General features: G+C 70.5%; 25 protein-coding genes. 17 read left to right on the top strand and 8 right to left on the bottom strand.

Translation table 11 applies throughout. The annotated features are described in order from the left end of the window. Window positions 1-43 precede the first annotated feature (43 nt). A complete protein-coding gene (locus tag R4P08_RS04240) occupies window positions 44-1087 on the top strand; it encodes a tyrosine recombinase XerC (RefSeq protein WP_317812510.1) in 1044 nt (347 codons plus the stop codon). Window positions 1088-1108: 21 nt separating this feature from the next. Here the strand turns inward: R4P08_RS04240 and R4P08_RS04235 are convergent, their stop codons facing one another. After that, a complete protein-coding gene (locus tag R4P08_RS04235; protein WP_317812509.1) occupies window positions 1109-1684 on the bottom strand; it encodes a M23 family metallopeptidase in 576 nt (191 codons plus the stop codon). A gap of 386 nt (window positions 1685-2070) precedes the next feature. Between R4P08_RS04235 and rpsB the strand changes: the two genes are divergently transcribed. The 5 genes from rpsB to R4P08_RS04210 all read left to right on the top strand — a co-directional run bounded on the left by rpsB (window position 2071) and on the right by R4P08_RS04210 (window position 6504). Next, the gene (gene rpsB / locus R4P08_RS04230) at window positions 2071-2976 is read left to right on the top strand and encodes a 30S ribosomal protein S2 (RefSeq protein ID WP_317812508.1); all 906 of its coding nucleotides are present in this window, start codon (window positions 2071-2073) and stop codon (window positions 2974-2976) included. 208 nt (window positions 2977-3184) lie between these two features. Further along, on the top strand, window positions 3185-4009 hold the full coding sequence (gene tsf, locus R4P08_RS04225; protein ID WP_317812507.1) for a translation elongation factor Ts: 825 nt from the start codon (window positions 3185-3187) through the stop codon (window positions 4007-4009). 237 nt (window positions 4010-4246) lie between these two features. Continuing rightward, window positions 4247-4972: a UMP kinase gene (pyrH, locus tag R4P08_RS04220; protein ID WP_317812506.1), complete on the top strand. Its 726-nt coding sequence runs from the start codon at window positions 4247-4249 to the stop codon at window positions 4970-4972. Window positions 4973-5019: 47 nt separating this feature from the next. Further along, complete coding sequence (gene frr, locus R4P08_RS04215; RefSeq protein WP_317812505.1) at window positions 5020-5577, top strand: ribosome recycling factor; 558 nt, start codon at window positions 5020-5022, stop codon at window positions 5575-5577. A 48-nt stretch (window positions 5578-5625) separates the two neighbouring features. Beyond that, the gene (locus tag R4P08_RS04210; RefSeq protein ID WP_317812504.1) at window positions 5626-6504 is read left to right on the top strand and encodes a phosphatidate cytidylyltransferase; all 879 of its coding nucleotides are present in this window, start codon (window positions 5626-5628) and stop codon (window positions 6502-6504) included. A gap of 46 nt (window positions 6505-6550) precedes the next feature. On the opposite strand, the gene R4P08_RS04205 is transcribed toward R4P08_RS04210, so the two are convergent. Continuing rightward, the gene (locus tag R4P08_RS04205) at window positions 6551-6979 is read right to left on the bottom strand and encodes a lipopolysaccharide assembly LapA domain-containing protein (RefSeq protein WP_317812503.1); all 429 of its coding nucleotides are present in this window, start codon (window positions 6977-6979) and stop codon (window positions 6551-6553) included. 86 nt (window positions 6980-7065) lie between these two features. On the opposite strand from R4P08_RS04205, the gene rlmN reads away from it, so the two are divergent. Next, complete coding sequence (gene rlmN / locus R4P08_RS04200; protein WP_317812502.1) at window positions 7066-8175, top strand: 23S rRNA (adenine(2503)-C(2))-methyltransferase RlmN; 1110 nt, start codon at window positions 7066-7068, stop codon at window positions 8173-8175. A gap of 126 nt (window positions 8176-8301) precedes the next feature. On the opposite strand, the gene R4P08_RS04195 is transcribed toward rlmN, so the two are convergent. Continuing rightward, entirely contained in the window at window positions 8302-8676 is a 375-nt protein-coding gene (locus R4P08_RS04195) for a DUF2631 domain-containing protein (protein WP_317812501.1), read from the bottom strand. A 165-nt stretch (window positions 8677-8841) separates the two neighbouring features. Here R4P08_RS04195 and dxr point away from each other — a divergent pair, with 165 nt between their 5' ends. From dxr to R4P08_RS04165, 6 genes are all read left to right on the top strand, one after another. Continuing rightward, entirely contained in the window at window positions 8842-10005 is a 1164-nt protein-coding gene (gene dxr / locus R4P08_RS04190; protein ID WP_317812500.1) for a 1-deoxy-D-xylulose-5-phosphate reductoisomerase, read from the top strand. Between the two features lie 5 nt (window positions 10006-10010). Continuing rightward, window positions 10011-11231: a M50 family metallopeptidase gene (locus R4P08_RS04185; RefSeq protein WP_317812499.1), complete on the top strand. Its 1221-nt coding sequence runs from the start codon at window positions 10011-10013 to the stop codon at window positions 11229-11231. A 138-nt stretch (window positions 11232-11369) separates the two neighbouring features. After that, on the top strand, window positions 11370-12518 hold the full coding sequence (ispG, locus tag R4P08_RS04180) for a flavodoxin-dependent (E)-4-hydroxy-3-methylbut-2-enyl-diphosphate synthase (protein WP_317812718.1): 1149 nt from the start codon (window positions 11370-11372) through the stop codon (window positions 12516-12518). A 3-nt stretch (window positions 12519-12521) separates the two neighbouring features. Next, window positions 12522-13376: a GNAT family N-acetyltransferase gene (locus R4P08_RS04175; protein WP_317812498.1), complete on the top strand. Its 855-nt coding sequence runs from the start codon at window positions 12522-12524 to the stop codon at window positions 13374-13376. Between the two features lie 66 nt (window positions 13377-13442). Then, window positions 13443-14318 (top strand): type I methionyl aminopeptidase, encoded by an 876-nt coding sequence (map, locus tag R4P08_RS04170; protein ID WP_317812497.1) that lies wholly within the window; start codon window positions 13443-13445, stop codon window positions 14316-14318. 78 nt (window positions 14319-14396) lie between these two features. Further along, complete coding sequence (locus tag R4P08_RS04165; protein WP_317812496.1) at window positions 14397-15875, top strand: NAD(P)/FAD-dependent oxidoreductase; 1479 nt, start codon at window positions 14397-14399, stop codon at window positions 15873-15875. Here the strand turns inward: R4P08_RS04165 and mtr are convergent. Next, window positions 15872-17272, bottom strand: a complete 1401-nt coding sequence (mtr, locus tag R4P08_RS04160) for a mycothione reductase (RefSeq protein WP_317812495.1) — start codon at window positions 17270-17272, stop codon at window positions 15872-15874. The two genes, R4P08_RS04165 and mtr, sit on opposite strands and share 4 nt — an antisense overlap. Before the next feature lie 5 nt (window positions 17273-17277). Beyond that, a complete protein-coding gene (locus R4P08_RS04155) occupies window positions 17278-18327 on the bottom strand; it encodes an alpha/beta hydrolase (RefSeq protein WP_317812494.1) in 1050 nt (349 codons plus the stop codon). Between the two features lie 131 nt (window positions 18328-18458). On the opposite strand from R4P08_RS04155, the gene mqo reads away from it, so the two are divergent. The 3 genes from mqo to R4P08_RS04140 all read left to right on the top strand — a co-directional run bounded on the left by mqo (window position 18459) and on the right by R4P08_RS04140 (window position 22428). Continuing rightward, a complete protein-coding gene (gene mqo, locus R4P08_RS04150; RefSeq protein ID WP_317812493.1) occupies window positions 18459-19955 on the top strand; it encodes a malate dehydrogenase (quinone) in 1497 nt (498 codons plus the stop codon). A 135-nt stretch (window positions 19956-20090) separates the two neighbouring features. Then, window positions 20091-21317: a uroporphyrinogen-III C-methyltransferase gene (gene cobA, locus R4P08_RS04145; RefSeq protein WP_317812492.1), complete on the top strand. Its 1227-nt coding sequence runs from the start codon at window positions 20091-20093 to the stop codon at window positions 21315-21317. 124 nt (window positions 21318-21441) lie between these two features. Next, window positions 21442-22428, top strand: coding sequence for an LLM class flavin-dependent oxidoreductase (locus tag R4P08_RS04140; protein ID WP_317812717.1), 987 nt, complete (start codon window positions 21442-21444; stop codon window positions 22426-22428). Between the two features lie 44 nt (window positions 22429-22472). Here the strand turns inward: R4P08_RS04140 and R4P08_RS04135 are convergent, their stop codons facing one another. Further along, window positions 22473-23222 (bottom strand): peroxide stress protein YaaA, encoded by a 750-nt coding sequence (locus R4P08_RS04135; RefSeq protein WP_317812491.1) that lies wholly within the window; start codon window positions 23220-23222, stop codon window positions 22473-22475. A 58-nt stretch (window positions 23223-23280) separates the two neighbouring features. Here R4P08_RS04135 and R4P08_RS04130 point away from each other — a divergent pair, with 58 nt between their 5' ends. After that, window positions 23281-25032, top strand: coding sequence for a proline--tRNA ligase (locus tag R4P08_RS04130; protein ID WP_317812490.1), 1752 nt, complete (start codon window positions 23281-23283; stop codon window positions 25030-25032). Between the two features lie 58 nt (window positions 25033-25090). On the opposite strand, the gene R4P08_RS04125 is transcribed toward R4P08_RS04130, so the two are convergent. Both R4P08_RS04125 and R4P08_RS04120 read right to left on the bottom strand, forming a co-directional pair. Continuing rightward, window positions 25091-25495, bottom strand: coding sequence for a DUF4439 domain-containing protein (locus R4P08_RS04125; protein ID WP_317812489.1), 405 nt, complete (start codon window positions 25493-25495; stop codon window positions 25091-25093). Next, window positions 25492-25965: a hypothetical protein gene (locus tag R4P08_RS04120; RefSeq protein ID WP_317812488.1), complete on the bottom strand. Its 474-nt coding sequence runs from the start codon at window positions 25963-25965 to the stop codon at window positions 25492-25494. Before R4P08_RS04120 ends, R4P08_RS04125 begins: the two co-directional genes overlap by 4 nt. Window positions 25966-26032: the final 67 nt, after the last annotated feature.

The raw sequence follows: 26032 nt of genomic DNA, 5'->3' as shown, positions 1-26032 counted from the left end.
CCGGGCTTGCGCGGCCAAGTGGCACAAGTGACAATCGGTACTCATGAGACGGGGGAGCGCGGCAGAGGCGGGGGGCCGGGACCTACCGGCTCCTCTCGAGGCCGTCGTGGACGACTACGTCGCGGACCTCCGGACCGGCCGTTCCCTCTCGGCGGCCACCGCCAGGTCGTACCGCTCCGATGTGCGGGCCCTGCTCGCGCACCTCGCCGCCGCCGCCGCCGATGACGGCGACGGTGAGGGTGTGGGTGACGGTGACGGCGACGGTGACGGTGATGGTGGCGGCGACAACTGGGGCGGGCCGGCCACGGCCGCCGACCTCGCCGACGCCCTCACCCTTCCCGCGCTCCGCGGCTGGCTGGCCGCTCAGGTCGGAGCGGGTGCGGCCCGGTCGACCGTCGCCCGCCGGGTGGCCGCCGCCCGATCGTTCACCACCTGGGCCTCGCGCAGGGGGCTCCTTCCCACCGATGTCGCGGCCAGGCTGGAATCGCCCCGGGCGCAGCGCCACCTTCCCGAGGTCCTCAACCGGGTGCAGGCCGCCGAGACGATGCGGACCACCGAGCTCGGGGCGGAAGAGGGGGATCCGATCGCGCTCCGCGACAGGTTGGTGGTGGAGCTGCTGTATTCCTGCGGCATCCGCGTGGCGGAGCTGGTCGGCCTGGACGTGGACGACATCGACGCGGAGAGACGACTCCTGAGGGTGGTGGGCAAAGGCGACAGGGAACGCGCGGTGCCCTACGGCCCGCCTGCGCAGCGAGCTCTGCGCACGTGGCTCGACGGGGGACGACCCGGACTGGCCACGGCGGACTCCGGCCCGGCCCTGCTGCTCGGAGCCCGGGGAGGCAGGCTCGATCCGCGCGCCGCGCGACGGATCGTCAACGAGGTCACGGCGGCCACGCCCGGCTCGCCGCGCATCTCGCCGCACGCGCTCCGGCACAGTTCGGCCACGCACCTTCTGGAAGGTGGCGCAGATCTGCGCCACGTTCAAGAACTCCTGGGGCATTCGACCCCGGCGACCACGCAGATCTACACGCACGTATCCGCCGAACGCCTGCGTTCCGCCTATCGAGGCGCCCACCCCAGAGCGTGACCGCGATGGCCGATGCGTGGATCAGCCTGCGCCGTCGCCGGGGCGTGTGGGTTTGAGCCGGATCGGTCGTTCGGCCACGGCCAACAGACTCAGCGGATCGGCGTACTCGTCGTCGTCGCCCGACACCCCACCCGCCGCGATGCGCGCGCCCCAGTGCAGGCACGCACTGACCGGGCACCCGGGGTGGCCGGCGAGCACATGTCCCACCACGTCGCCCGCGACCACCTGGTCTCCCGCCCGGACGGTGGCCCGCACGGGTTCGTAGGTGGTCCGCAGGCCCGCGCCGTGGTCGATCGAGAGCACCGGCCGCCCGCCGACCGCGCCGGCGAAGAGCACGCCGCCGTCGGCCGGGGCCCGGACCACGGCCAGCGGTGTGGCCGCCAGGTCCACCCCCCGGTGCCCGGACAGCCAGCGCCGAGCGGGCGGATCGAACGGGGTGACCACCGACGCCGAACCGGGGAGCGGGCCCCGCAGGTCCTGTCGTGACGGTTCCGGGCCGGCTGCCGCCGAGGGGACGACGGCGAGGACCGCCACGGCTGTCCCCACCACCATTACGCGGCGTCGCGGGGGAGCGGGATTCCCGGTCGTCGGCGTCATGTCCATCAGTACATCCCCCGCACGCCCGGGTGTCAGCCCGCCGACGACCGCTGTGGACAGGCTCGACGACCATTCACAGACCGTCAGCCCGTGTTGGCTGAGAGGGGTTGACACGTTAAGGTGAACGATGCGGTCGACTGACGTCGATTGACTTCGCGTGTCCTGCGTCTCCGTTGCCGGCGACGCATCCGGACCCTGGGTGGGTAACCCAGGCCACTCGGACACCGGACCTGTAGGTGCCCCCGTCCGACGGGGGTTCGGTCCGGCGCGGACACCAGGGCCCGATGCCAACCGGCTGATGGGCACAACCCGGAACACGATCAGAAAGCGAGGACGAGGGCCTCGCGGTCCGGCTGCTCTCAAGCCGGATTAGCCCTCAAGAATCCATGGCAGTTATCTCCATGAAGCAGTTGCTCGATGCGGGCGCTCACTTCGGTCACCAGACCCGTCGTTGGAACCCGAAGATGCGGCGGTTCATCTTCACCGACCGTAACGGCATCTACATCATCGACCTGCAGCAGACGCTGACGTACATCGATCAGGCGTACGAGTTCGTCAAGGAGACCGTCGCCCACGGCGGCACGGTCCTGTTCGTCGGCACCAAGAAGCAGGCCCAGGAGGCCATCGCCGAAGAGGCCGCCAAGGTCGGGATGCCCTGGGTCAACCAGCGCTGGCTCGGTGGCATGCTCACCAACTTCCAGACCGTGCACCAGCGCCTCCTCCGACTCAAGGAGCTCGAGGCGATGGAGCAGGCGGGTGGCTTCGAGGGTCGCACCAAGAAGGAGATTCTCATGCTCACGCGTGAGATGACCAAGCTGGCGCGCACGCTCGGTGGCATGCGTGACATGACCAAGGTTCCTTCCGTGGTGTGGATCGTCGACACCAACAAGGAGCACATCGCCGTCGGCGAGGCCCGCAAGCTGGGCATCCCGGTCGTCGCACTCCTGGACACCAACTGTGACCCGGACCTGGTCGACTACCCGATCCCGGCGAACGACGACGCGATCCGCTCCGTCGGCGTGCTGACCCGCGTCATCGCCTCCGCCGTGGCTGAGGGTCTCAAGGCCCGTTCGCAGGCCCGCAAGGGCACCGGCGAAGAGGCCGAGCCGCTCGCCGAGTGGGAGGCCGAGCAGCTCGACCAGGTGACCGGCGAGACCGCCGCGCCCGCGACCGAGCCGGCCGCCGAGGCTGCTACGACCGAGGCGCCTGCCGCCGAGGCCGCCGCGACCGAGGCGCCCGCCGCCGAGGCCGCCACCACGGAGGCCCCCGCCGCCGAGGCCACCGAGGCCTGATAGCCCGCCACCAGCTCGAGCACCGTCGGGCCCGGCCGCCACGATCCCCAGTAGGGGATATCCCGGGGGCCGGGCCCGACGTGTCGGTGATGGAGGGCGAGGCGCCCCCGGACGCTCAGGCGTCTAGGGTGGAAGCCATCGCGCCCGCCGACCGGCGTCAACTTTCTTCACACACATCACGAACCCCTACAAGGAGGGTCGCCCCACCATGGCGAACTACACCGCTGCCGACGTCAAGCGTCTGCGTGAGCTCACCGGCTCCGGGATGATGGACTGCAAGAAGTCCCTCGAGGAGACCGACGGAGACTTTGACAAGGCCGTCGAGGTCCTGCGCATCAAGGGTGCCAAGGACGTCGGCAAGCGCGCTGAGCGCACCACCGCCGAGGGTCTGGTCGCCGTCAAGGACGGCGTCATGATCGAGGTCAACTCCGAGACCGACTTCGTGGCCAAGAGCGCCGAGTTCATCGCTCTCGCCGACAAGATCGTCGCGGTTGCCGCCGCCCAGGGCATCTCCGACCTGGACGCGCTCAACGCCGCCGAGCTCGAGGGCTCCACGGTCGCCGACGCGGTCGTGTCGTTCTCCGCCAAGTCCGGCGAGAAGCTGGTCCTGCGTCGCGTGGGCAAGCTCGACGGCCCCGTCGCGGTCTACCTCCACAAGCGCTCCTCCGACCTCCCGCCGGCCGTCGGCGTCATGGTGGCCTACCAGGGCGAGGGCGAGGGCGCCGAGACCGCCGCGCGCTCCGCCGCGATGCAGATCGCCGCGCTCAAGGCCCAGTACGTCACCCGCGACGAGGTCCCCGCCGACATCGTGGCCAAGGAGCGCGAGATCGCCGAGGCCACCGCCCGCGAGGAGGGCAAGCCCGAGCAGGCTCTCCAGAAGATCGTCGAGGGCCGCCTGAACGGCTTCTACAAGGACGTCGTGCTGCTGGACCAGGCGTCGGTCACCGACAGCAAGAAGACCGTCGGCAAGCAGCTCGCCGAGGCTGGCGCCACGGTCTCGGCCTTCCTCCGTTTCGAGGTCGGTCAGGCCTGATCCGGCCTTTCACCCGCATCCGCGGGTGGGTCATCGACGGCGGTACCCGGGTGTCCGGGTGCCGCCGTCGGCGTATGTCGGGGCGGATCGACGGTCGGCCCGTGGGCTCCGGCGTGGCCGCTGTGCGGATAGGGCAGAATAGACGAGGTCCCACCATGGGCCGCACAGTTCCTCGGCGACGGCGTCGAGGGCGTGGACGCACGAGACGGGCGTGATCCGTCCGGGACGAGGAGAACGATGACCGACCCGCGGGACGGCTACAAGCGAGTGATGCTCAAGCTCGGCGGCGAGATGTTCGGCGGCGGCGGCGTGGGGATCGATCCCGACGTGGTGCAGTCCGTCGCCCGGCAGATCGCGGAGGTCTCCCGGACGGGAGCTCAGATCGCGATCGTCATCGGTGGCGGCAATTTCTTCCGCGGCGCCCAGCTCCAGCAGCGCGGCCTGGACCGCGCGCGCAGCGACTACATGGGCATGCTCGGGACCGTGATGAACTGCCTGGCCCTGCAGGACTTCCTCGAGCAGGCGGGCGTGTCCACCCGGGTCCAGACCGCCATCCACATGGGTCAGGTCGCCGAACCGTACATCCCCCTGCGCGCCGAGCGGCACCTGGAGAAGGGGCGCGTGGTGATCTTCGGCGCGGGAATGGGCATGCCCTACTTCTCCACGGACACCACCGCGGCCCAGCGTGCGCTGGAGATCAAGGCGGACGTGCTACTCATGGCCAAGGCCGTCGACGGGGTGTACTCGGACGATCCGCGGACGAATCCCGATGCTGAGCTCTTCACCCGGATCGAGCACCGAGTGTGCCTCGAGCGTGGGCTCAAGGTCGCCGACGCGACCGCGTTCAGCCTCTGCATGGACAACAACATGCCCATCCTGGTCTTCAACATGCTCACCGAGGGCAACATCGCGCGCGCCGTCGCCGGTGAGGAGATCGGCACCCTGGTCACCAGCCCGGCCTGACCGCCGGTCCCGCCACTTGAAGTCACGAGAAACCGGAAGGCATTCACATGATCGACGACACGCTGCTCGAGGCCGAGGAGAAGATGGAGAAGGCCATCGAACACGTCCGTGACGAGCTCACCGCCATCCGTACCGGTCGCGCCAACCCCGGCATGTTCAACCGGGTGCTCTGCGAGTACTACGGCACCATGACCCCCATCACCCAGATGGCCAGCATCGCGGTGCCCGAGCCCCGGATGCTCATCATCAAGCCCTACGAGATGTCCCAGATGGGCCCCATCGAGAAGGCCATCCGCAACTCGGACCTCGGCGTGAACCCGACCAACGACGGCCAGGTCATGCGGGTGACGGTGCCGCAGCTCACCGAGGAGCGGCGTCGCGACCTGGTCAAGCAGGCCAAGGCCAAGGCGGAGGACGGCCGCATCGCGGTGCGTGGCGTCCGGCGCAAGGCGATGGACGAGCTCAAGCGCATCGACAAGGACGGCGAGGCGGGCGAGGACGAGGTCAACGCCGCCGAGAAGGAGCTCGACAAGCTCACCTCCCGCTTCGTAGCCGAGGTCGACGAGCTCGTCAAGGCCAAGGAAGGCGACTTGATGGAGGTCTGACCTCCGTCACCGCCGCCGCCCACCACCGTCAGATCCGAGGAGAACGCCGTGGACATCGCTCCGCCCGGCCCGCCCGGGCCCACCGCCGCGGCCGCTGCCCCTCCGTCGCGGGCGGGCCGGGACCTGACCCGGGCCATCCCCGTGGGTGTCGGACTGGGCGCGCTCGTGATCGCGAGCATCGCGTTCAACCCCAGAGCCTGGTACCTGGTCGCCGCGGCTGCGGTGGCAATCGGGACCTGGGAGGTCTTCAAACGACTACGGCAGGCGCAGTTCCGGCTCCCGCTGTGGCCGTTGCTGCTGGGCGGCCAGGCGATGGTGTTGGCCGCGTTCTTCGCCGAGGCCAAGGGCGCCTTCGCGGCGTTCGCCGCCACCACGGTCGTGGTCCTGGTCTGGCGCCTGCTGATGGCGGGGCTGACCACGGCGCCACAGAACTTCCTGCGGGACGTCTCGGTCGCCGTGTTCGTCCTGGTGTGGATCGCGGTCCCGGGCGTGCTCGGCGCGATGCTCTCCGACGGCGATCACGGGGCGCAACGCGTCGTCGCACTGATCCTGCTGGTGGTGTGCTCCGACGTCGGCGGGTACGTCGCGGGGGTGCTGTTCGGCAGACACCCGATGGCGCCCGCCGTGAGCCCCAAGAAGTCCTGGGAGGGTTTCGCGGGGTCGATGCTGTTCGCGATCGTCGGCGGGGCGCTCGTGGTGATACTGCTGTTCGACGACAACTTCCTCAAGGGCGTCCTGCTCGGCGTCCTCACCGTGTTCACGGCGACGCTGGGCGACCTCATCGAGTCCCAGGTCAAGCGCGACCTCGGGATCAAGGACATGGGCACCATGCTGCCCGGGCACGGCGGTTTCATGGACCGCCTCGACTCCGTGCTGCCCACGGCTGTCGTGGTGTGGATCGTCTTCACCTACGTCATTCCGACCTGACACGGAGGCGGTGACCGACCCGGACAGCTGCGGGGGACGCAGGCGATCAGTGTCGGTGCGCGGAGATCTTGCGCATCTTGCGAGCCCGCATGCGCAGCTGCAGGATGCGGAACCCCGCGAACAACGCCATGATGAGCGCGCCGGCGATGGCGGCGAAGAGGATCAGGACCCCCAGCGGGAGACTGAACTGCCACCCCAGGAAGTTGACGTCGGTCGACTCCGTGTTCTGCGCGATGAAGATCAGCAGCAGGATCGTCACGAGCGCGCCGAGCACCAGGCCGACCCATGCCGAACCCAGCTTGCCGCCGGCGGAGTCCGGGAGCTCGACGTCCCTACTTCGGCGGTCCCTGGAGTCCTCGGTCGAAACCGTCGCGGGCGCCGAGGCGTGGGTGTCCTCGAGCGGGGCGACCTCTGACGCTCTCGCGGCGGAGTCGGGCTGCTGGGGATCTACTGGATCGTGCGAACGCGTAGCCATGGCAGAACTCTATTCCCTCCACCTGGTCGTCGGCATCCGCTGGCGGTGTGTCGTCGGGACCGGTTTCTGACACAATGGCTGCCATCATGGCTATACCTCTACCGCTCGTCTTTGACGCCCCCCGCCGGGGCCTCCCGCCCCGCCACTTCGCCGACCTCGATGCCGAGGGCAGGACAGCGGCGATGGGTGACCTCGGGGTCCCCGCGTTCCGGGGCAAGCAGCTCGCACACCAGTACTTCTCGCGCCTCGAGGGGGACCCGGTCGCTATGACGGACCTGCCCGCCGCGCTGCGTGAGCAGGTCGGCGCGGCATTGTTCCCCAGCCTGGCCTCCTCGGTGCGGGACATCACCGCCGACGACGGCAACACGCGCAAGTCCCTGTGGAAGCTGCACGACGGGACGCTCGTGGAGAGCGTGCTCATGCGGTATCCCGATCGTGCGACCCTGTGCATCTCGAGCCAGGCGGGGTGCGGCATGGCCTGCCCGTTCTGCGCCACCGGCCAGGCCGGGCTGGAGCGCAACCTGTCGGCCGCGGAGATCCTCGAGCAGGTGCGGGTGGCAGCCCGGGCACTGCGGGACGGCGAGGTGCCTGGTGGCCCGGGCCGCCTGTCCAATGTCGTGTTCATGGGGATGGGGGAGCCGCTGGCCAACTACAAGCGGGTCCTGACAGCCGTCCGCGGGATCGTCTCGCCGCCGCCGTACGGATTCGGCCTGTCCCAGCGCTCGGTCACCGTGTCGACGGTGGGGGTCGTCCCCGCCATCCACAAGTTGGCCGAAGAGGGACTGCAGGTGACGCTGGCCGTCTCGCTGCACACCCCTGACGACGAGCTGCGCGACACCCTCGTCCCGGTCAACAACCGCTGGCCGATCTCCGAGGTCCTCGACGCCGCGCGTCACTACGCCGACGCCACCGGGCGACGGGTGTCGATCGAGTACGCGCTGATCCGTGACGTCAACGATCAGACCTGGCGGGGGGAGATGCTCGGGCGACTGCTCGCCAAGCGCCTCGGCCACATGGCCCACGTCAACCTGATCCCACTCAACCCGACGCCCGGCAGCGAGTGGGACGCCAGCCCCAAGCCGCAGCAGGACGCGTTCCAGGCCGCGGTGCAGCGGTCCGGGGTGTCCTGTACGGTCCGCGACACCAGGGGCCAGGAGATCTCCGCCGCCTGCGGTCAGCTGGCCGCGGAGGGCTGAGCCCCGCAACAGGGGGATGAGTCAAGCCGCGGGATGGGTAGAACCCCGGGTTGAGATCGGTCCCGGGATGACAAGAGCCGCCCCCGCGATAGTCGCGGGGGCGGCTGACGTCCGTGTGACCGTAGGTCAGGCCTTGGCGGGGGCCTTCTCTGCGGAACGGGTCCCGACCGCGCCTGACGAGGCCGCTTCGACCACGGAATAGTGATCGGCGGGAACCTCGTAGATCTTGGCCTTCTTGAGGGTGTCGTCCTTCTTGGGGCGCAGCGAGAGGAACATCCAGATGGCCAGGAACGCGGCGATGCTCACCAGCCAGATGTCCTCGACCTTGCCGATGTGGTTGCCGAACAGCATGGCCAGGAGGAACAGGACAAAGAACCCGCCCACGGGCAGCCCGACCTTCCTGCTGTGCTGGTGCCAGCCCCACTCGACCGAGGGCTCGTCGAGGGTGCTGATCCCCTCGACAACGATTTCCTTGCTGGTGTGGTGCCCGTCCGCGCTCATGCTCCCCGGATCTCCTCACGGCTCGCTGGCAGCCCTGCGGGCCGCCGACATCCCGGTCAGTTTCTCACACGCCCGGTGGGGACCGACAGGTAACCCGCCGGGGACCCCTGCCCTGCGGGGTCGGTCGATGCGGCGGAGGCGGCTCCGAACGTGGACAATGGCAGGGTGACCACGCGCGTTCTCGTCCTCGGTAGCACCGGCTCCATCGGTACCCAGGCTCTGGAGGTGGTCTCGGAGGCCGCCCCCGACCGGTTCGAGGTCGTGGGCCTGGCCGCCGGCGGCGGGCGGGTGGAACTACTCGGGGACCAGATCGCGCAGACGGGTGCCGGGTTCGTCGCCGTGGCGGATTCCGCCGCGGCCGCGCGCATCAGGTCGGAGTTCCCGGAGGTGACGGTCTTCGAGGGCGCGGGCGGCGCCGTCGACCTGATCGGCGCGGTAGAGGCTGACGTCGTGCTCAACGGGATCGACGGTTCGGTCGGGCTGGGTCCGACGCTGGCCGCCCTGAAGACCGGCGCCCGCCTGGCGTTGGCCAACAAGGAGTCCCTCGTGGCCGGTGGCGCCCTGGTCACCGGGGCGGCCGGCCCCGGGCAGCTCGTCCCCGTGGACTCCGAACACTCCGCGATGGCCCAGTGCCTCCGAGCGGGCTCGGCGGAGGAGGTGGCCAGCCTCGTGCTCACCGCGTCCGGTGGGCCGTTCCGGGGGCGGACGCGCGCCGACCTGACACAGGTGACGGCGGCCCAGGCCCTGCAGCACCCCACGTGGACGATGGGCCGCATGATCACGCTCAACTCCGCGACGTTGGTCAACAAGGCGCTCGAGCTCATCGAGGCACACCTGCTGTTCGGCGTGCCCTACGAGAAGATCGACGTGACGGTCCACCCCCAATCGGTGGTGCACTCGGCCGTGACCTTCGTCGACGGCGCGACCATCGCCAAGGCCTCCCCGCCGTCGATGAAGCTGCCCATCGCCCTCGCGCTGGGCTGGCCGGACCGGATCCCCGGCGCGTCGACGCCGCTGGACTTCACGCTGGCCCACACCTGGACGTTCGAGCCCGTGGACTCCGAGACGTTCCCGGCGATCTCGGTGGCCCGCGCGGCCGGTTCGGCGGGGGGCCTGCGGACCGCGGTGTTCAACGCCGCCAACGAGGAGGCCGCGCCGGCGTTCCTCGACGGACGCATCGGCTTCAACGAGATCGTGGATGTCGTGGCGGAGACCGTCGCCGCGGCCGACGAGTGGTCGTCCGACCCACGCGACCTGGACGACGTCACGGCGGCGGAGTCCTGGGCGCGTCGACACGCGTCCGCCCTCATCACCGGCCGGGAGGGCTGAAGAACATGATGGTTGTCGGAATACTCCTGTTCGCGCTCGGGATCATGGCCTCGATCGTGCTGCACGAGTACGGGCACATGCGGGTGGCGTTGTGGTCGGGGATGAAGGTCCGCCGCTTCTTCGTGGGCTTCGGCCCCACGCTGGTGTCGGTGAACCGCAGGGGGATCGAGTACGGGCTCAAGGCCGTCCCGCTCGGTGGGTTCTGCGATATCGCGGGGATGACGGCGTACGACCCGCTGTCCCCGGAGGACGAGCCCAAGGCCATGTGGCGCCAGGCCTGGTGGAAGCGGGTGGCGGTACTCCTGGCCGGCCCCGCCATGAACATCGTCCTGGCCATCGCGTTGTTCTACACCGTCGCGCTGGGCTGGGGGCTGGTCAACCGCGACGTGCAGCCGATCCCCACCGACAGGGTCGCCGCCGTGGTGGGGGACACCTGCGCCGCGGCCGATCAGTGCGGCGTCGGGATGGGTCCGGCGGGAGAGGCCGGGATCATCGCGGGGGACACCATCACCTCGGTTGCCGGGGTACCGGTCGCCAGCTGGGTGGACCTGTCCGGCGCGGTGTCCGCGCGACCGGGCGAGACCGTCCCGGTCACCCTCGAGCGTGACGGCCGGGAGGTGACGACGACGGCGAGGCTGACAACCTCCGAGGCTGACGGGCAGCCGAAGGGCGCACTCGGGGTGCAGTTGTCGCGGGATGGCATCCCGCAGGAAATCCTCGACGACCCCGCGTACCAGACGGTCAACACCTACGACGCGCTCAGCGCCGTCCCGGCGACCCTCGCGTTCACCGGCGAGATGGTCGAGGCGACCGTCGAGGGGCTCATCTCGTTCCCGTCCAAGATCCCGGGGGTGGTGGCCTCGATCTTCGGGGCCGAGCGCGCGGAGGACTCGCCGGTGTCCGTGGTGGGGGCCAGCCACATCGGTGGCCAGGCGGCCGAGCAGGGGCTGTGGAGCCTGTTCCTGCTCTTCCTCGCCGGGCTCAACCTGTTCCTGGGGGCGTTCAACCTCGTCCCGCTCACCCCGTTCGACGGCGGCCACATCGCGGTGGTCTTCTACGAGAAGATCCGCGACGCGCTGCGGCGGCTCCGGGGTCTCGCTCCGGGCGGCCCGGCGGACTACGAGAAGCTCGCGCCGGTCACCATGGCCGTGTTCGTCCTCCTTTTGGGCGTGTCGGCGATCGTCATCACCGCCGACTTCGTCAACCCGATCCTGCTCACCGGCTGAGTGTCCCGACTCACGATCTCGCCCCCGCGGCCCGGAACGGGCGATAATGGCGGACGGGACTCGCGGGGCACCCCGCCGGCAACCCCTACGGAAGGCACTGTTGTGAACGACTCCACCCCCATCCCCATCGGACTGGGCATGCCCGAAGCTCCGCCGCCGGTCCTCGCACCGCGGCGGAAGACGCGGCAGTTCTTCGTGGGTCAGGTGGGCGTGGGCAGCGATCATCCGGTCTCGGTCCAGTCCATGACCACCACCAAGACCCACGACGTCAACGCCACGCTCCAGCAGATCGCCGAGCTCACCGCGGCCGGTTGTGACATCGTCCGCGTGGCCTGCCCCCGGCAGGAGGACGCCGACGCGCTGTCGACCATCGCCCGGAAATCGCCGATCCCCGTGATCGCCGACATCCACTTCCAGCCCAAGTACATCTTCGCGGCGATCGACGCCGGTTGCGCGGCCGTGCGCGTCAACCCGGGCAACATCAAGGAGTTCGACGGTCGGGTCGAGGAGGTCGCCAAGGCGGCCGGCGCCGCGGGCATCCCCATCCGGATCGGCGTCAACGCCGGTTCGCTGGATCCCCGGCTGCTGGCCAAATACGGCAAGGCGACCCCGGAGGCGCTGGTCGAGTCCGCACTGTGGGAGGCCTCGCTGTTCGAGGACCACGGGTTCGGCGACATCAAGATCTCGGTCAAGCACAACGACCCCGTGATCATGGTGGAGGCCTACCGGCAGCTGGCAGCGCAGTCGGACTACCCGTTGCACCTGGGTGTGACCGAGGCCGGCCCCGCGTTCCAGGGCACGATCAAGTCGGCCGTGGCGTTCGGAGCTCTGCTCACCGAGGGGATCGGGGACACGATCCGGGTCTCCCTCTCCGCCCCGCCGGTGGAGGAGATCAAGGTCGGTTCGCAGATCCTGCAGTCGCTCAACCTGCGTCCGCGCAAGCTCGAGATCGTCTCCTGCCCGTCATGCGGGCGCGCCCAGGTGGACGTCTACAAGCTGGCCGACGAGGTCACCGCCGGTCTCGAGGGTATGACCGTCCCGCTGCGGGTGGCCGTCATGGGCTGCGTGGTCAACGGTCCCGGCGAGGCGCGTGAGGCCGATCTGGGAGTGGCGTCGGGCAACGGCAAGGGCCAGATCTTTGTCAAGGGCGAGGTCATCAAGACCGTGCCGGAGGCGATGATCGTGGAGACCCTCATCGAGGAGGCCATGCGGATCGCCGAGGAGATGGGCGAGCCGGTCGGCGAAGCCGCCCCGGGCCAGGGCCCGCTGGTCAAGGTCACGCGATAGGCCGTGACCGATACGGTTGCCCCGCCGGCCGATGTCGGCGGCTGCCGCGAGGTGGCCGCGAGGGAAGCACGAGAGGTGCTCGGTGTACTCGAGTCCGACCCGCTGGTGTCGGCTCCGGCAGCCGAGAAATTCGCCGCCTCCGGAGCCCGTGCGGGCTCGGAGGGTCGGTTCCTGACGCTCGGGGGCCCGGAACGGTCACTGGTATTCGTGGGGAGTTCCGTGCTGCCGCTGCGCGGCGACGCCCGCGACCACCTCGAGCTCGGCCGGGCGGTCGCGGGTCTGGGGTTCGGCCCGATGTCCGTGCACGGTCGGCGCCACCACGTCGCCGCGCTGTGGGAGTCCCTGGGCAACAGTTGGGGTGACCCGCGGGACTACCGGGCAGGGCAGTTCCTCATGGTCCTGGATCGGCCGGTCCATCCGTCGCTTCCCCTGGGCGGCATCCGCCCCGCGGGCCTGGCGGAGTTCGAGACGGTCCTCACCGCCGCCGCGGCGATGTACCGGGAGGAGCTCTGTTCCGATCCCTTCGCGGTCGGTGCGGGGATACCGTTCCGCCGCCGCGTCGCCCGCTCCCTGTCCAGGGGGAGGACCTGGGTGGGGGTCGACGACGGCGAGGTGTTCTTCAAAGCGGACGTCGCCGCGATCACCCCACGGGTCGCCCAGCTGCAGGGGATCTGGGTTCGTCCGGATCGTCGGGGCGCAGGACTCGGGACCGGCGGGACCGCGGCGGTCTGTGCTGCGCTCCAGTCCCGTGGTCTGACCCCGTCGCTCGTGGTCAACGGCGCCAATGTCGCCGCACGCTCGGCGTATCTGCGGGTCGGCATGGTCGACGCCGTCGACTATGCCACCGTCCTCATGTGAGGGCGACGCGCTGACCGCGGGACGCGCCGGGTGCCGTCGCTCGTCGTTCGCGCCTATCCTTAATGCATGACCACTGCGACCCGTCAGCACCTCGTCCCCGGTGAGCCCACCCCGATCCGGACCGTCCCGGAGTCGATCCCGCGGCCCGAGTACGTCTGGCGCGACCGGGTGGACGAGGCCAACGGGGAGCCCTGGGTGCAGACCCCCGAGGTGATCGAGGCGATGCGCACCGCGTGCACGATCGCGGCGGACGCACTCGCGTTGGCGGGGAAGGCCGTGGCGCCCGGGGTCACCACCGACGAACTCGACCGGATCGCCCACGAGTACATGTGCGACCACGGCGCCTACCCGTCGACGCTCGGGTACAAGGCGTTCCCCAAGTCCGTCTGTGTCTCCCTCAACGAGGTGATCTGCCACGGCATCCCGGACTCCACCGTGATCCGGGACGGGGACATCGTGAACATCGACGTCACCGCCTACATCGGCGGCGTCCACGGCGACACCAACGCCACCTTCCTCGCCGGCGAGGTCAGCGAGGAGAACCGCCTCCTGGTGGAGCGGACGCGCGAGTCCATGAACCGCGGGATCAAGGCCATCCGTCCCGGTCGCGAGGTCAACGTGATCGGCCGGGTCATCGAGTCCTACGCCCGGCGCTTCGACTACACCGTGGTGCGCGAATTCACCGGTCACGGGGTGGGGCCGACGTTCCACAACGGTCTCGTGGTGCTGCACTACGACGATCCGTCCCGGACCGAGATCCTGGAGCCCGGGATGACGCTGACGGTGGAGCCGATGATCTCGCTGGGCGGCCCCGGGTTCGACGTGTGGGATGACGACTGGACGGTCACGACGGCCGACCGGGCGTGGACCGCACAGTTCGAGCACACCGTGCTGGTCACCGATGACGGCTACGAGGTGCTGACCCTCCCGACCGCGGGCTGAGTCCGCCCGGAGGGAGCGCCCGGGGTTGCAGGCCTCAAGGTTCCCGGATCGTGGACAAACCAGGGCATACTGTCCACCATGATCGAAACCCCCCTCGGACCCGTTGACCACATCGGCACGCTCGTGATCGGCGCCGGCTTCGGCGGCATCGCGATGGCCGATCGGCTGTTGCGCGAGGGGCGGGGCGGCGACCTCCTCGTGGTCGAGGCCGCCGACGAGGTGGGCGGCACCTGGCGCGACAACACCTACCCGGGCTGCGCCTGCGATGTGCCCACGGCCCTGTACTCGTTGTCGCGGCACGCGCACCCGGACTGGTCGCACGCGTTCGGTCGGCAGGGTGAGATCCAGGCCTACCTCGTGGGAGTGGCGGACCGGATCGGACTGCGGGAGCGGTTGGTCACCTCCTGCGAGGTCACCGGCGCCCGGTGGGACGTCGAGAGCGCCCGTTGGGTCGTCGACACCAATCGCGGTCAGGTACGGGCGCGCCACCTCGTCGTCGCCACGGGAGCGCTGTCCACCCCTGCCGTGCCCCCGCTCCCGGGCCTGGAGGGCTTCGACGGCGAGGTGTTCCACTCCGCCCGCTGGCGCCACGACGTCGACCTCGAGGGCAAGAGGGTCGCGGTGGTGGGGACCGGCGCGTCGGCCGTCCAGTTCGTCCCCGAGATCGCCGGCACCGCCGAGCACGTCACCGTGTTCCAGCGGACCCCGGCGTGGATCCTGCCCCGGCTCGACAAGACGATCTCCGCGCGCCGTCGCGCCCTGTACCGACGGTTCCCGCTCCTGCAGCGGATCGTCCGGGGCCGCGTCTACGTGGGGCGGGAGTTGTACGTCCTGGCGTTCACCCGGGCCCAGTTCCTCCTGCGGTACTTCGAGGCGTTCGCCCGGTTCTACCTGCTGCTCACGGTGCGGGACCGCGCGATGCGCAGGGCGCTCACCCCGGACTTCTCGATCGGGTGCAAGCGGGTGCTGTTGACCAGCCAGTGGTTCCCGGCGCTCACCCGGCCAGACGTGACCCTGGTGTCCGGTGCCGCGGCCTCGGTGACCCCCCGCGGGCTCGTCGACGCACAGGGAGGAGAGCACCCGGCAGACGTGATCATCTTCGGCACCGGGTTCCAGCCGACCGAACCGCCCATCGCGCGGGCGGTCACCGGCGCCGACGGCCGGACGCTCGCCGAGCACTGGGCCGGCAGCCCCCGCGCCCACAACGGCGTGTCGGTCGCGGGGTTCCCCAACCTCTTCCTGATCTACGGCCCCAACACCAACCTCGGACACTCGTCGATCGTCTACATGTTGGAGTCACAGGCCGAGCACGTGATGCGGCTGCTCGACCTGTCGGGCGACGCGGAGCGGGGGACGGTGGAGGTGCGCGGCGACGCGCTCGAGGAGTACGCCGACCGGATGGATCGCGAACTCGCGCACACGGTGTGGAACGACGGCGGGTGCTCGAGCTGGTACATCGACTCCCGTGGCCGGAACTCCGTGCAGTGGCCCACCTACACCTTCCGCTACCGCGAGCAGCTCAGGTCGCCCGACCCGGCGGACTTCGTGCTGGGCTAGAAACCCCGGTCCGGGAAGTCCAGCCCGAGCAGGGCGTTCTCCACGACCTCGGCCATGGCCGGGTGGATCCAGTACTGCCGGCGCGCGAGCTCGGGCACGGTGATCCCGAACTCCATGGCCTGGATGAGGATCTGTACCAGCGACGGCGCGTGGGCGCCCATGAGGTGTGCGCCCAGGAGCAACCCGGTGGCCCGGTCGGCGATGAGCTTGCAACAACCCACCGAATCCTCCATGGCCCAGCCGTAGGCCACGTCGCCGTAGTCCTGGACCTTGACCGTGATGTCGTACCCCGCGTCGCGGGCCTCGGCCTCCGTCAAGCCCACAGAGGCGATCTGCGGCCAGGTGAACACCGCGTAGGGCACCAGACGGTGGTTGAAGGGATGCAGGTCCTCCGGGTGCCGGAGGTTGTGCCCGACCACCCGCTGCTCGTGGTTGGCGACGTGCTTGAGCTGGAACGGCGAACTGATGTCGCCCAGCGACCACACGCCCTCCGCGGAGGTGCGGCCGAACTCGTCGACCCGGATCCGCTCGCCGTCCATGCGGACCCCGGCGGCGTCCAGACCGAGGAGGTCGCCGTTCGGCGTCCGCCCGGTGGCCACCAGAAGCGCCTCGCCCGAGCAGGTGGAGCCGTCCTCGAAGGTGATCTCGACCCCGCGCCGGTCCGCGCCGGTCGCGGTCATGGTCGCGATCTGCTGACCCAGGCGGACGTCCCAGTTCTGGGCGGCGTGTGTGGTGAAGCGCTCGGCGAGCTCACGGTCGACACTCTTGAGCAAGACATCCGAACGCCCGATCACCGTCACCTCCACGCCGAGCGCGGAGAACACGTGGGCGAACTCGCAGGCGATGAACCCGGAGCCCTGGATCACGATCGACCTGGGCAGTTCGGGGATGCGCATGACGTCGTCGCTGGTGTGATAGGCCACGCCCGCGTCGGTGACGATCCCGGGGATCGACGGGCGGGCCCCGGCGGCGATCACCACGGAGTCGGCCGTGATGATCTCGCCGGTGCCCGTGTCGATGGTGCGCGGGCCGACGAAGGTCGCGTGGCCGTCGTAGACGGTGACGTTGTCGCAGCGGTTGCGCCGGTAGTCCTCGCCGCTGGAGGCGATGGGGTCGATCCGCCGGTCGAACACCCGCGAGACGATGTCGGGCCAGCGGACCCCGTCCAGCGTCGAATCGATCCCGTAGGTGCTCGAGTGCGCGATCGCGGTGGCGGTGTCCGCGGCGTAGACGAACATCTTGGTGGGGATGCACCCCACGTTCAGACACGTCCCGCCGAAGCTGCCCTTCTCGCAGATCGCCACCGACTTGTCGGCGAACGACTCGTCGATCAACGAGTTGCCGCTGCCGGTGCCGATCACGATCAGGTCGAAATGGCGGGAGGGGGTCTGGTCCATGGTTGTCAGGACTCCTTGGTCTGTGGTGTGAGGATCTGGTCCAGCCAGTCCCCGAGGTGGCCCAGAGCCACCTCGAGGACGTCGGCGCGGGAGAGGAAGACGTCGTGGCGGGCGCCGTCGACGGGGATGTCGGTGACCCGGTCGGAGACGCGGTCGGCGAACCGTTCCATCGAGCGGACGTCGAGGATGAGGTCGGTGTCGACGTCGATCACGCCGCCGCGGCCGCGGGCGCCCACCGAGGACGCCGTCGACCGCAGCATGAGCACGGGCAGGGGCAGGTCCACCCCGGACTGCAGGCGCCGCTGCGCGCGCCGGACGGCCGCCAGCCACCCGGCCCGGACGCCGACCCCGCCCGGCGGCTTGAGGGTGGTGTCGAAGTGGAAGTCGCCGTCGTGGTCGACGTGGGTGCTCACCACGTACCGGTCCGAGCCCCTCAGGGGTATCCGGTAGTACGGCCGGGCCGAGCCCAGGGTCCGGATGACGGGGTCGATGACCGGGCCGAGCAGGCCCCGCGCCCGGTCCGGGACGTCGAGTTGGAACCAGGGGGAGTTCAGGACCACCCCCACGACGGGCTCCAGCTCGCCCCTGTCCCGACGCCGACCGAGCCACAGCGGGACCACCAACCCGCCCGTGGAGTGCGCGGCCACGATCACCGGCAGTCCGGGGTGCTCGGCGGTGATCACGGCGAGCGACTGCTCCAGCTCGTCGTCGTACCGTGACAGGTCGGTGACGAAGTGCGGGGTCAGGCCGTCGCGCCTCGAACGGCCGCATTTACGCAGGTCAACGCCGTAGGTGGCGATGCCGCGGGCGGACAGGAATTCCGCGAGATGCGTGTGGAAGAAGTAGTCCGAGAGTCCGTGGACCACCAGGAGTGCGGCGACGGGCTCCGCGGGGGCGTCCTCGTGCCGTACCAGCGTCGCCGAGATCGGGCCCTCGCCGTCCGGATCGGTTCCCAGCGGGAGCTCCCGCCGCCGGTAGGACGGTCCCAACAGATCAGGGGTCCACGGGGCGTCGGCGCCGACGGGGGAGACGGGATCGGGGGAGGGCGGAGACACGACGACCACCCTAGTCCGGTGTGCCGCGGGGGCAGGCCGATGAGTAGTCTGGGACACCGGTGGACGCGGGTCGAGGACGACTCCCGCGTCGACACTGTTTCGGGTCCACGACCAATGAGCGAGGGTAGCCGGTGACTGCAGATCAGGCGGGAAAGCACGGAACGACGGATGTGGCGCTCATCGGCGCCGGCACCATGAGCGCGACGCTCGGTGCCCTCCTGCGCCGACTCCAACCCGACTGGGACATCGAGATCTTCGAGCGCCTCGAGGGACCCGCGTTGGAGTCCTCGGACGCGTGGAACAACGCGGGCACCGGTCACTCGGCGCTCTGCGAGCTCAACTACTCGCCCAAGACCGCGGGCGGCGACGTTGACATCACCAAGGCCGTGGGCGTCAACGAGAAGTTCCAGGTCTCGCGGCAGTTCTGGTCCTACGCGGTGGAGAACACGATCCTCGGCGACCCCACCGAGTGGATCCGCCCGGTGCCGCACATGAGCTTCGTGGCGGGCAAGGACGGGCAGGACTACCTGCAGAAGCGGTACGACAAGCTCGCCGGGCACCCCCTGTTCCCGGGGATGGGGCACACCACCGACTTCGGCGAACTCGAGCGACTGGTCCCCCTGATGGCGCGCGGTCGCTCCGCCGAGCAGCCCTTCGCGCTCAGCCACTTCCAGAACGGCACCGACGTCAACTTCGGGGCCCTGACCCGCCAGCTCATCAAGTACCTCACCCGCACCGGGACCGAGGTCAACTACCAGAACCAGGTCAAGGATCTCGAGCGCAACGCGGACGGCACCTGGCGGCTGACCGTGGTCAACCGCCACACCGGCGACGAGCGCACGGTCGACGCCAAGTTCGTCTTCGTGGGCGCCGGCGGCGGAGCCCTGCACCTCCTGCAGAAGTCGGGCATCCCCGAGATCAAGGGCATCGGCGGGTTCCCCGTCGGCGGCCAGTGGCTGCGCTGCACCAACCCGGAACTCGTCGATCAGCACCAGGCCAAGGTGTACAGCCAGGCGTCGGTCGGTGCGCCGCCCATGTCGGTGCCGCACCTGGACACCCGCGTCATCGACGGCAAGAAGGGCCTGCTGTTCGGCCCGTTCGCCGGCTGGACCCCCAAGTTCCTCAAGATGGGCAGCTTCCTGGACCTGCCCTCGAGCATCCGGCTGGGCAACCTGCTGCCGATGGCCAACATCGGCGTCACCGAGATGGGCCTGGTCAAGTACCTCGTCACGGAGCTCGCCAAGAACCACGGCGCGCGCGTGGACACGCTGCGGGACTTCGTGCCGTCCGCGCAGGACGGTGAATGGGAGAAGGTCGTCGCGGGCCAGCGCGTCCAGGTGATCAAGCCCAGCGGCCGTGGCGGCACCCTCGAGTTCGGCACCGCCGTGGTCACCGCGGCAGACGGGTCGATCGCCGGCCTGCTGGGCGCGTCACCCGGTGCGTCCACCGCCGTCGACGCGATGGTGGACGTCCTCCAGCGCTGCTTCCCGAGCCGGTTCGCGGAGTGGAAGCCCGCTCTCGAGGAGATGATCCCGTCGCTCGGCCGGAACCTCGCCGAGGAGCAGGCGCTGTTCACCGAGCAGTTCGAGCGCTCCACCCGCACCCTCAAGCTGGACCAGAAGGCCTGATAGCGGGCGGGCCCCGCCCGCCGACCCACTCCCATCCCCCGGCTGCTCGCACCACTGCAGCCGGGGGATGACGTGCATCACAGGCCCCGTGGGGTGAGGCATGGACCGTCACCGGTGCCGGATAGGATCGGCGCCATGATCCGGCCCGTGAACCCGTACCCCGTCGGCCTGGACCTCGAGGGTCGTCGCGTCGTGGTGATCGGCGGCGGGTCCGTGGCCCAGCGGCGCGTCCCCGTCCTCCTGGAGGCCGGCGCGGCCGTCCATCTGGTGAGCCCTCAGATCACGCCCACGCTGCAGGGCCTGGTGGACGCCGGCCGGATCCGCTGGGAGGCCCGCGAGTACCACACGGGCGACCTCGAGGGCGCCTGGTACGTGGTGGCCGCCACCAGGGACTCGCTGGTCAACGCCCGGGTGGCGGCGGAGGCCGAGCAGGACCGCACGTTCTGCGTCCGCGCCGACGCGGTCAACTCCGGTACCGCGGTCACCCCGGCCGTCGTCCGCCGGGGCGAGATGCTGGTCGCCGTGCTCACCGGCGACCGGGCCCGCACGGCCGAGGCCCGGGACGTCGTGGCCCGTGCTCTGGCCGAGGCCGGCGCGGAAGCCCCGGATACCGACGAGAAGCTGCGGGGGACCGTGGCACTGGTCGGCGGCGGGCCGGGTGCCGATGACCTCATGACGGTCCGGGGCAGGCGACTGCTCTCGCGCGCCGACGTGGTGGTGGCCGACCGGCTCGCGCCGCAGCGGCCGCTGGGGGAGTTGCGCTCGGACGTGGAGATCGTCGACGCGGCCAAGATCCCGTACGGCCGGTCCATGGCGCAGGAGGCCATCAACGCCGTGCTCGTGGACCGGGCCCGGGAGGGCAAGTTCGTCGTGCGTCTCAAGGGCGGGGACCCGTTCCTCTACGGGCGCGGATACGAGGAGGCCCAGGCCTGCGCCGAGGCCGGGATCCCCTGCTCTGTCGTCCCCGGGGTGTCCAGCGCCCTGTCCGTACCCGCCCTCGCGGGGATCCCCGTGACCAACCGTGGGATGACCCACGAGGTCACGGTGGTCTCCGGGCACCTGCCGCCCGGACACCCCGGATCGCTGGTCCGATGGGAGGCGCTCGCAGGGTTGCGCGGGACCCTCGTGGTGCTCATGGGCGTCAAGAACTCCCCGGCCATCGCGGAGTCGCTGATCGCCGGCGGCCGGTCACCCGAGACCCCGGCCGCGATCATCGTGGACGGCAGCCTCGACGGCCAGGCAACCTACCGGTGCACCCTGGGGTCCATGGCCCACACGCTCGAGACGCATGACGTCCGGCCCCCCGCGATCGTGGTGGTGGGCGAGGTCGCCGGCCTCCCGCAGGCCCTCAGCGAGCACTGACCCAGCGCTGACCCAGCACTGACTCGGCACTGACCCCGCCCGGGCGCCGGTGTCGCTCGGGCATGATGTGGGCGTGGACGTGAGCACCCGCAAGAGCATCGGATTCCTGTCGTTCGGGCACTGGATGGATCATCCCGACTCCGCCGTCCGGACCGCGGCGGACTCGCTGATCCAGAGCATCGAACTGGCCGAGGCCGCCGAGGGTCTGGGGGTGGACGGCGCCTACTTCCGGGTCCACCACTTCGCACAGCAGCTGGGAACCCCCGCACCTCTGCTCGCCGCCGTCGCCGCGAGGACCACCCGGATCGAGATCGGGACCGGGGTGGTGGACATGCGCTACTCCAACCCGCTCGGCTTTGCCGAGGACATCGCCGCCGCCGACCTGATCTCCGCCGGGCGCCTCCAACTCGGGGTCTCCCGCGGGTCGCCCGAGCAGGTCATCGACGGGTGGCGCTACTTCGGGTTCGAGCCGGCGGAGGGTGCGACCGACGCCGACATGGCCAGGCGGCACACCGAGGTCTTCCTCCGGGCGATCGAGGGCGAACACTTTGCCAGGCCCAACCCCCGACCCATGTTCCCCAACCCGCCGGGTCTGCTCCGGATCGAGCCCCACTCCGCAGGACTCCGCGAGCGCATCTGGTGGGGCGCCGGTTCGGACGCCACGGCCCGTTGGGCGGCGTCCGAGGGGATGAACCTGATGTCGTCCACGCTGAAGGCCGACGAATCAGGGGAACCGCTCCACGTCCAGCAGCGCCGACAGATCGAGGCGTTCCGGGACGAGTGGGCGCAGCACGACCACGGATTCGAACCGAGGGTGTCGGTGTCGCGCTCGATCATCGCGATCACAAACGACACGGACCGGCGGTATTTCCTGGGCGGCGGTGAACGCGAGGACCAGTTCGGGAGCATCGAACCGGGCAGCCGCGCGGTGTTCGGCCGCTCGTACGCGGCCGAGCCCGACGTCCTCGTGGACCAGCTGCGAAGCGACGAGGCCATCAGGGCGGCGGACACCCTGCTCCTGACGGTTCCGACGCAGCTGGGCGTCGACTACAACGCACATCTCCTGGAGTCGATCCTCACGCACGTCGCGCCCGAGCTGGGCTGGCGCTGATCGCGCGCTGCGGTGAGGCGAGGGATCGCGGTGTCAGGGCCGGCTCACGGCTGTGTGACCATCGTCAGCGCGGAGTCGGACTTGCGCTCGAGCGTGTAGCCCGCCCGTCGGGCGACCCTCAGGAGCGCGGGGACGTCGTCCATCTCCGACCGGGACGTGGCCAGTGTCCGCGCCAGCAGCCCCTTGTGGAACTTGGAGAAGTGCGAGACGACCTTGCGGGTGCCGTCCGGGTACTCGGTCACCACGTCGACGGTCACCGCCCCCGGAACCGGCCCCAACTGGTGGTAGCCACCGGAGCGCAGGTCCACCACCAGGTCCTCGGCCCAGGTCGCGGTGGCCGCCGTGAGCGACGGCCTCCACGTGGAGCGCAGGGTGCCCAGGCCGGGGAGCTGGGTCCCCGATGAGAGGCGGTAGTGCGGGATGGGATCGGCCGCGGCGAGGAGACCGAACAGCGCTGACCCGATCCACAGGCGGGACTCGGCTCGCGCCCGGCCGGCCCGGGTGAACGAGGCCTGCCCCAGGGCGTCGTAGAGGACGCCGGTGTACCTGCTCAGGGCGGGCGCGGTGGGGGAGGACCACAGCTGCGCGTCGAGCGCCACCTCCTCGACGAGCTTCTCGCTCAATCCCAGGGCGGTGCGGGCTCCGGCGGGGTCGCCGGTACACATCGCCACCACCGCGTGCGCCACGGTCCGGCGGGTGGCGGTGAGAGTGGGGAGGGAGAGCGCGGCCAGATCGAGGGGGTCACCCGAACCGCCGACGGACTTGGTCTCGGAGGGTGAGAGGAGGATGCGCACCCGGCTGAGGCTACCGTCGGTCCGACCTCGAACTCCCGGGCGGCTACGCTTGACCACCGTGATCACGCGTCTGTCCCACCTCTTCCTGCGAACGCTCCGCGACGACCCGTCTGATGCCGAGGTCCTGAGCCACAAGCTGCTGGTCCGGGCCGGATACGTCCGGCGCATCGCGCCCGGCGTCTACTCCTGGCTGCCGCTCGGGCTGCGCACGCTCCGCCGCATCGAACAGGTGGTGCGCGAGGAGATGAACGCCTCCGGCGCCCAGGAGATCAGCCTGCCCGCGCTCCTGCCGCGCGAGCCCTACGAGACCACCGGCCGGTGGACCGAGTACGGCCCGGCGTTGTTCCGGCTGAAGGACCGCAAGGGCAACGACATGATGCTCGGTCCCACCCACGAGGAGCTGTTCACGCTCACCGTGCAGGGCGAGTACACCTCGTACAAGGACCTCCCCGTCACCCTCTACCAGATCCAGACCAAGTACCGCGATGAGGAGCGTCCCCGCGCCGGGATCCTCCGGGGCCGCGAGTTCACCATGAAGGATTCGTACTCGTTCGACGTCGACGACGCCGGGCTCGAGCGCTCCTACCAGGCCCACCGCACTGCCTACCAGCGGATCTTCGACCGCCTGGGGATCGAATACGTCGTCTGCGCCGCCACCTCGGGCGCGATGGGCGGATCGGCCTCCGAGGAGTTCCTCGCCGTCTCCGCCGCCGGTGAGGACACGTTCGTCCGGTCGACCGACGGCGGGTACGCGGCCAACGTCGAGGCCGTGGTGACCCCGGCGCCGCCGGCACGCCCGCTCGAGGGACTCCCCGGGGCCGTGGTTCACGAGACACCGGGCGCGTCGACGATCGAGTCTCTGGTCACCTGGGCGAACGGCGCCGACCTCGGTCGCGAGGTGACCGCCGCGGACACGCTCAAGACGGTGATGCTCAAGGCCCGTGAGCCCGGCAAGGACTGGGAACTGCTCGGCGTGGGCCTTCCCGGTGACCGCGAGGTCGACATGAAGCGCGTCGAGGCCGCGCTCGAGCCCGTCGAGGTGGCCATCCTCGACGAGGCCGACTTCACGGCCAACCCGTTCCTGATCAAGGGGTACCTCGGCCCCCGGGCCCTGGCCGCACACGAGGTCCGCTTCCTGGTCGATCCCAGGGTCGTCGAGGGGACCACGTGGATCACCGGAGCTGACGAGCCCGGCAAGCACGTCGTCGACATGGTGTGCGGCCGCGACTTCACCCCCGACGGCACGATCGAGGCCGCCGAGGTCCGGGAGGGCGACGCCGCCCCCGACGGGCACGGCACCCTCACGCTGGCCCGCGGTATCGAGATCGGCCACATCTTCCAGCTCGGTCGCAAGTACACCGACGCCTTCGGGTTCGACGTTCTCGACCAGAACGGCAAGCCCGCCCGGGTGACCATGGGTTCCTACGGCATCGGGGTCTCCCGCCTCGTGGCCGTGCTGGCAGAACAGTTCGCGGACGAGAAGGGCCTGGTGTGGCCCGCCGAGGCGTCGCCCGCCGACGTCCACGTGGTGATCGCGAACAAGGATGAGGCCGCGATCAGCGGTGCCGCGACCCTCGTGGAGACCTTCGACAGAGCGCGCCTGGAGGTCCTGTTCGACGACCGCAAGGCCTCCCCGGGAGTGAAGTTCAAGGACGCCGAGCTGATCGGTGTGCCGTGGATCGTCGTGGTGGGCCGCGGTTGGTCCGAGGGGACGGTCGAGCTCCGCGAGCGTGCGACCGGGAACATCACCCAGGTGCCCGTCGACGGTGCCGCCGACGAGATCGTGCGGCTCATCGGAGCCGGACGCTAGTCCCCTCGGGGCGACGCGCTGGTCCCCTCGGGCGACGCGCTGGTCCCCTCGGGGGACCTCAGGACGGCGGCGGGAACCCGGGCAGCGCCTCGAACGGCGCGCCCGGGACCAACGTCCGCCAGCGGGCGAGCTGCAGGGCGGCGGCCGTGAGAGCGTCCAGGCAGAACTGTCGGATCTCAGGGGTCTCGGCGTCGCCCATCTCCGTGCGCCACGCCTCGCAGCAGTCGGATTCGAGACGGATCGCCAGCAGTACGGGAGAGGTCGGGGTGTCGGGCGCGGTCAGGTAACCGACCGGCGCGGGACCGGCCTCCGGCCACAGTGCCTCCGCGGCGTCGCGGCGGGCGCGGTGCGCTGCGAGCTCCCGTCGGACCGCGGTGCGGATCCCGCTGTCGGCACCGGCCAGGACCACGCCGTAGCCGAACACAGCGGCGTCCTCGGCACCCAACCCTCGCGGTGTGGTCATGCGAGCGCCACCTCGACCGCTGCCGTGCAGGCGGCGGACACCGAGGACGCGAGCGCGGCGCGGTGACCGCGGGAGGCCACGGCGACCTCCGCGGCCCGCTTGGCGTCGTCCCGGAGTCGGATGCGCACCTCCCCGATGGGCGGGCACACCGCGGGCGGGGTCGGTTCGACCCCGTTCGTGGGTGCTGCCTCGGGCGCCAGGCGCCGGATCTCGGCGGACAGCTGCTCGGCGTGGACCCGCCGGGCATCGGCGACCCGGCGGAGGCGGGCGGCATCCTCCCCGTGGGAGGCGTCGGCGGCGCCGAGCTCGAGCGCGTCACGCTCGGCGGCGGCCGCCAGTCGGAGCAGCGGATCCGGCTCGTCGTCGACAGTCGGTAGCGCGCACCCCCCGGCCACCACCAGCCCGGCGACGCCCACCGTCGACGCGACGAACCGACGACGAGAGACGGGGGGACTGGAGGTGGAGGGCACCCCGACATCCTGCCAGTGGTCGGGACGGTCGGTGGGGAGGCGGTACAGTGATCCGGCCCGTCCGCGA

The organism is Rhodococcus sp. IEGM 1408 (assembly GCF_033142235.1).
GTDB lineage: Bacteria > Actinomycetota > Actinomycetes > Mycobacteriales > Mycobacteriaceae > Dietzia.
The sequence above is the reverse complement of the archived record's forward strand: the minus strand, read 5'-3'. Positions and strand labels throughout refer to the sequence as shown.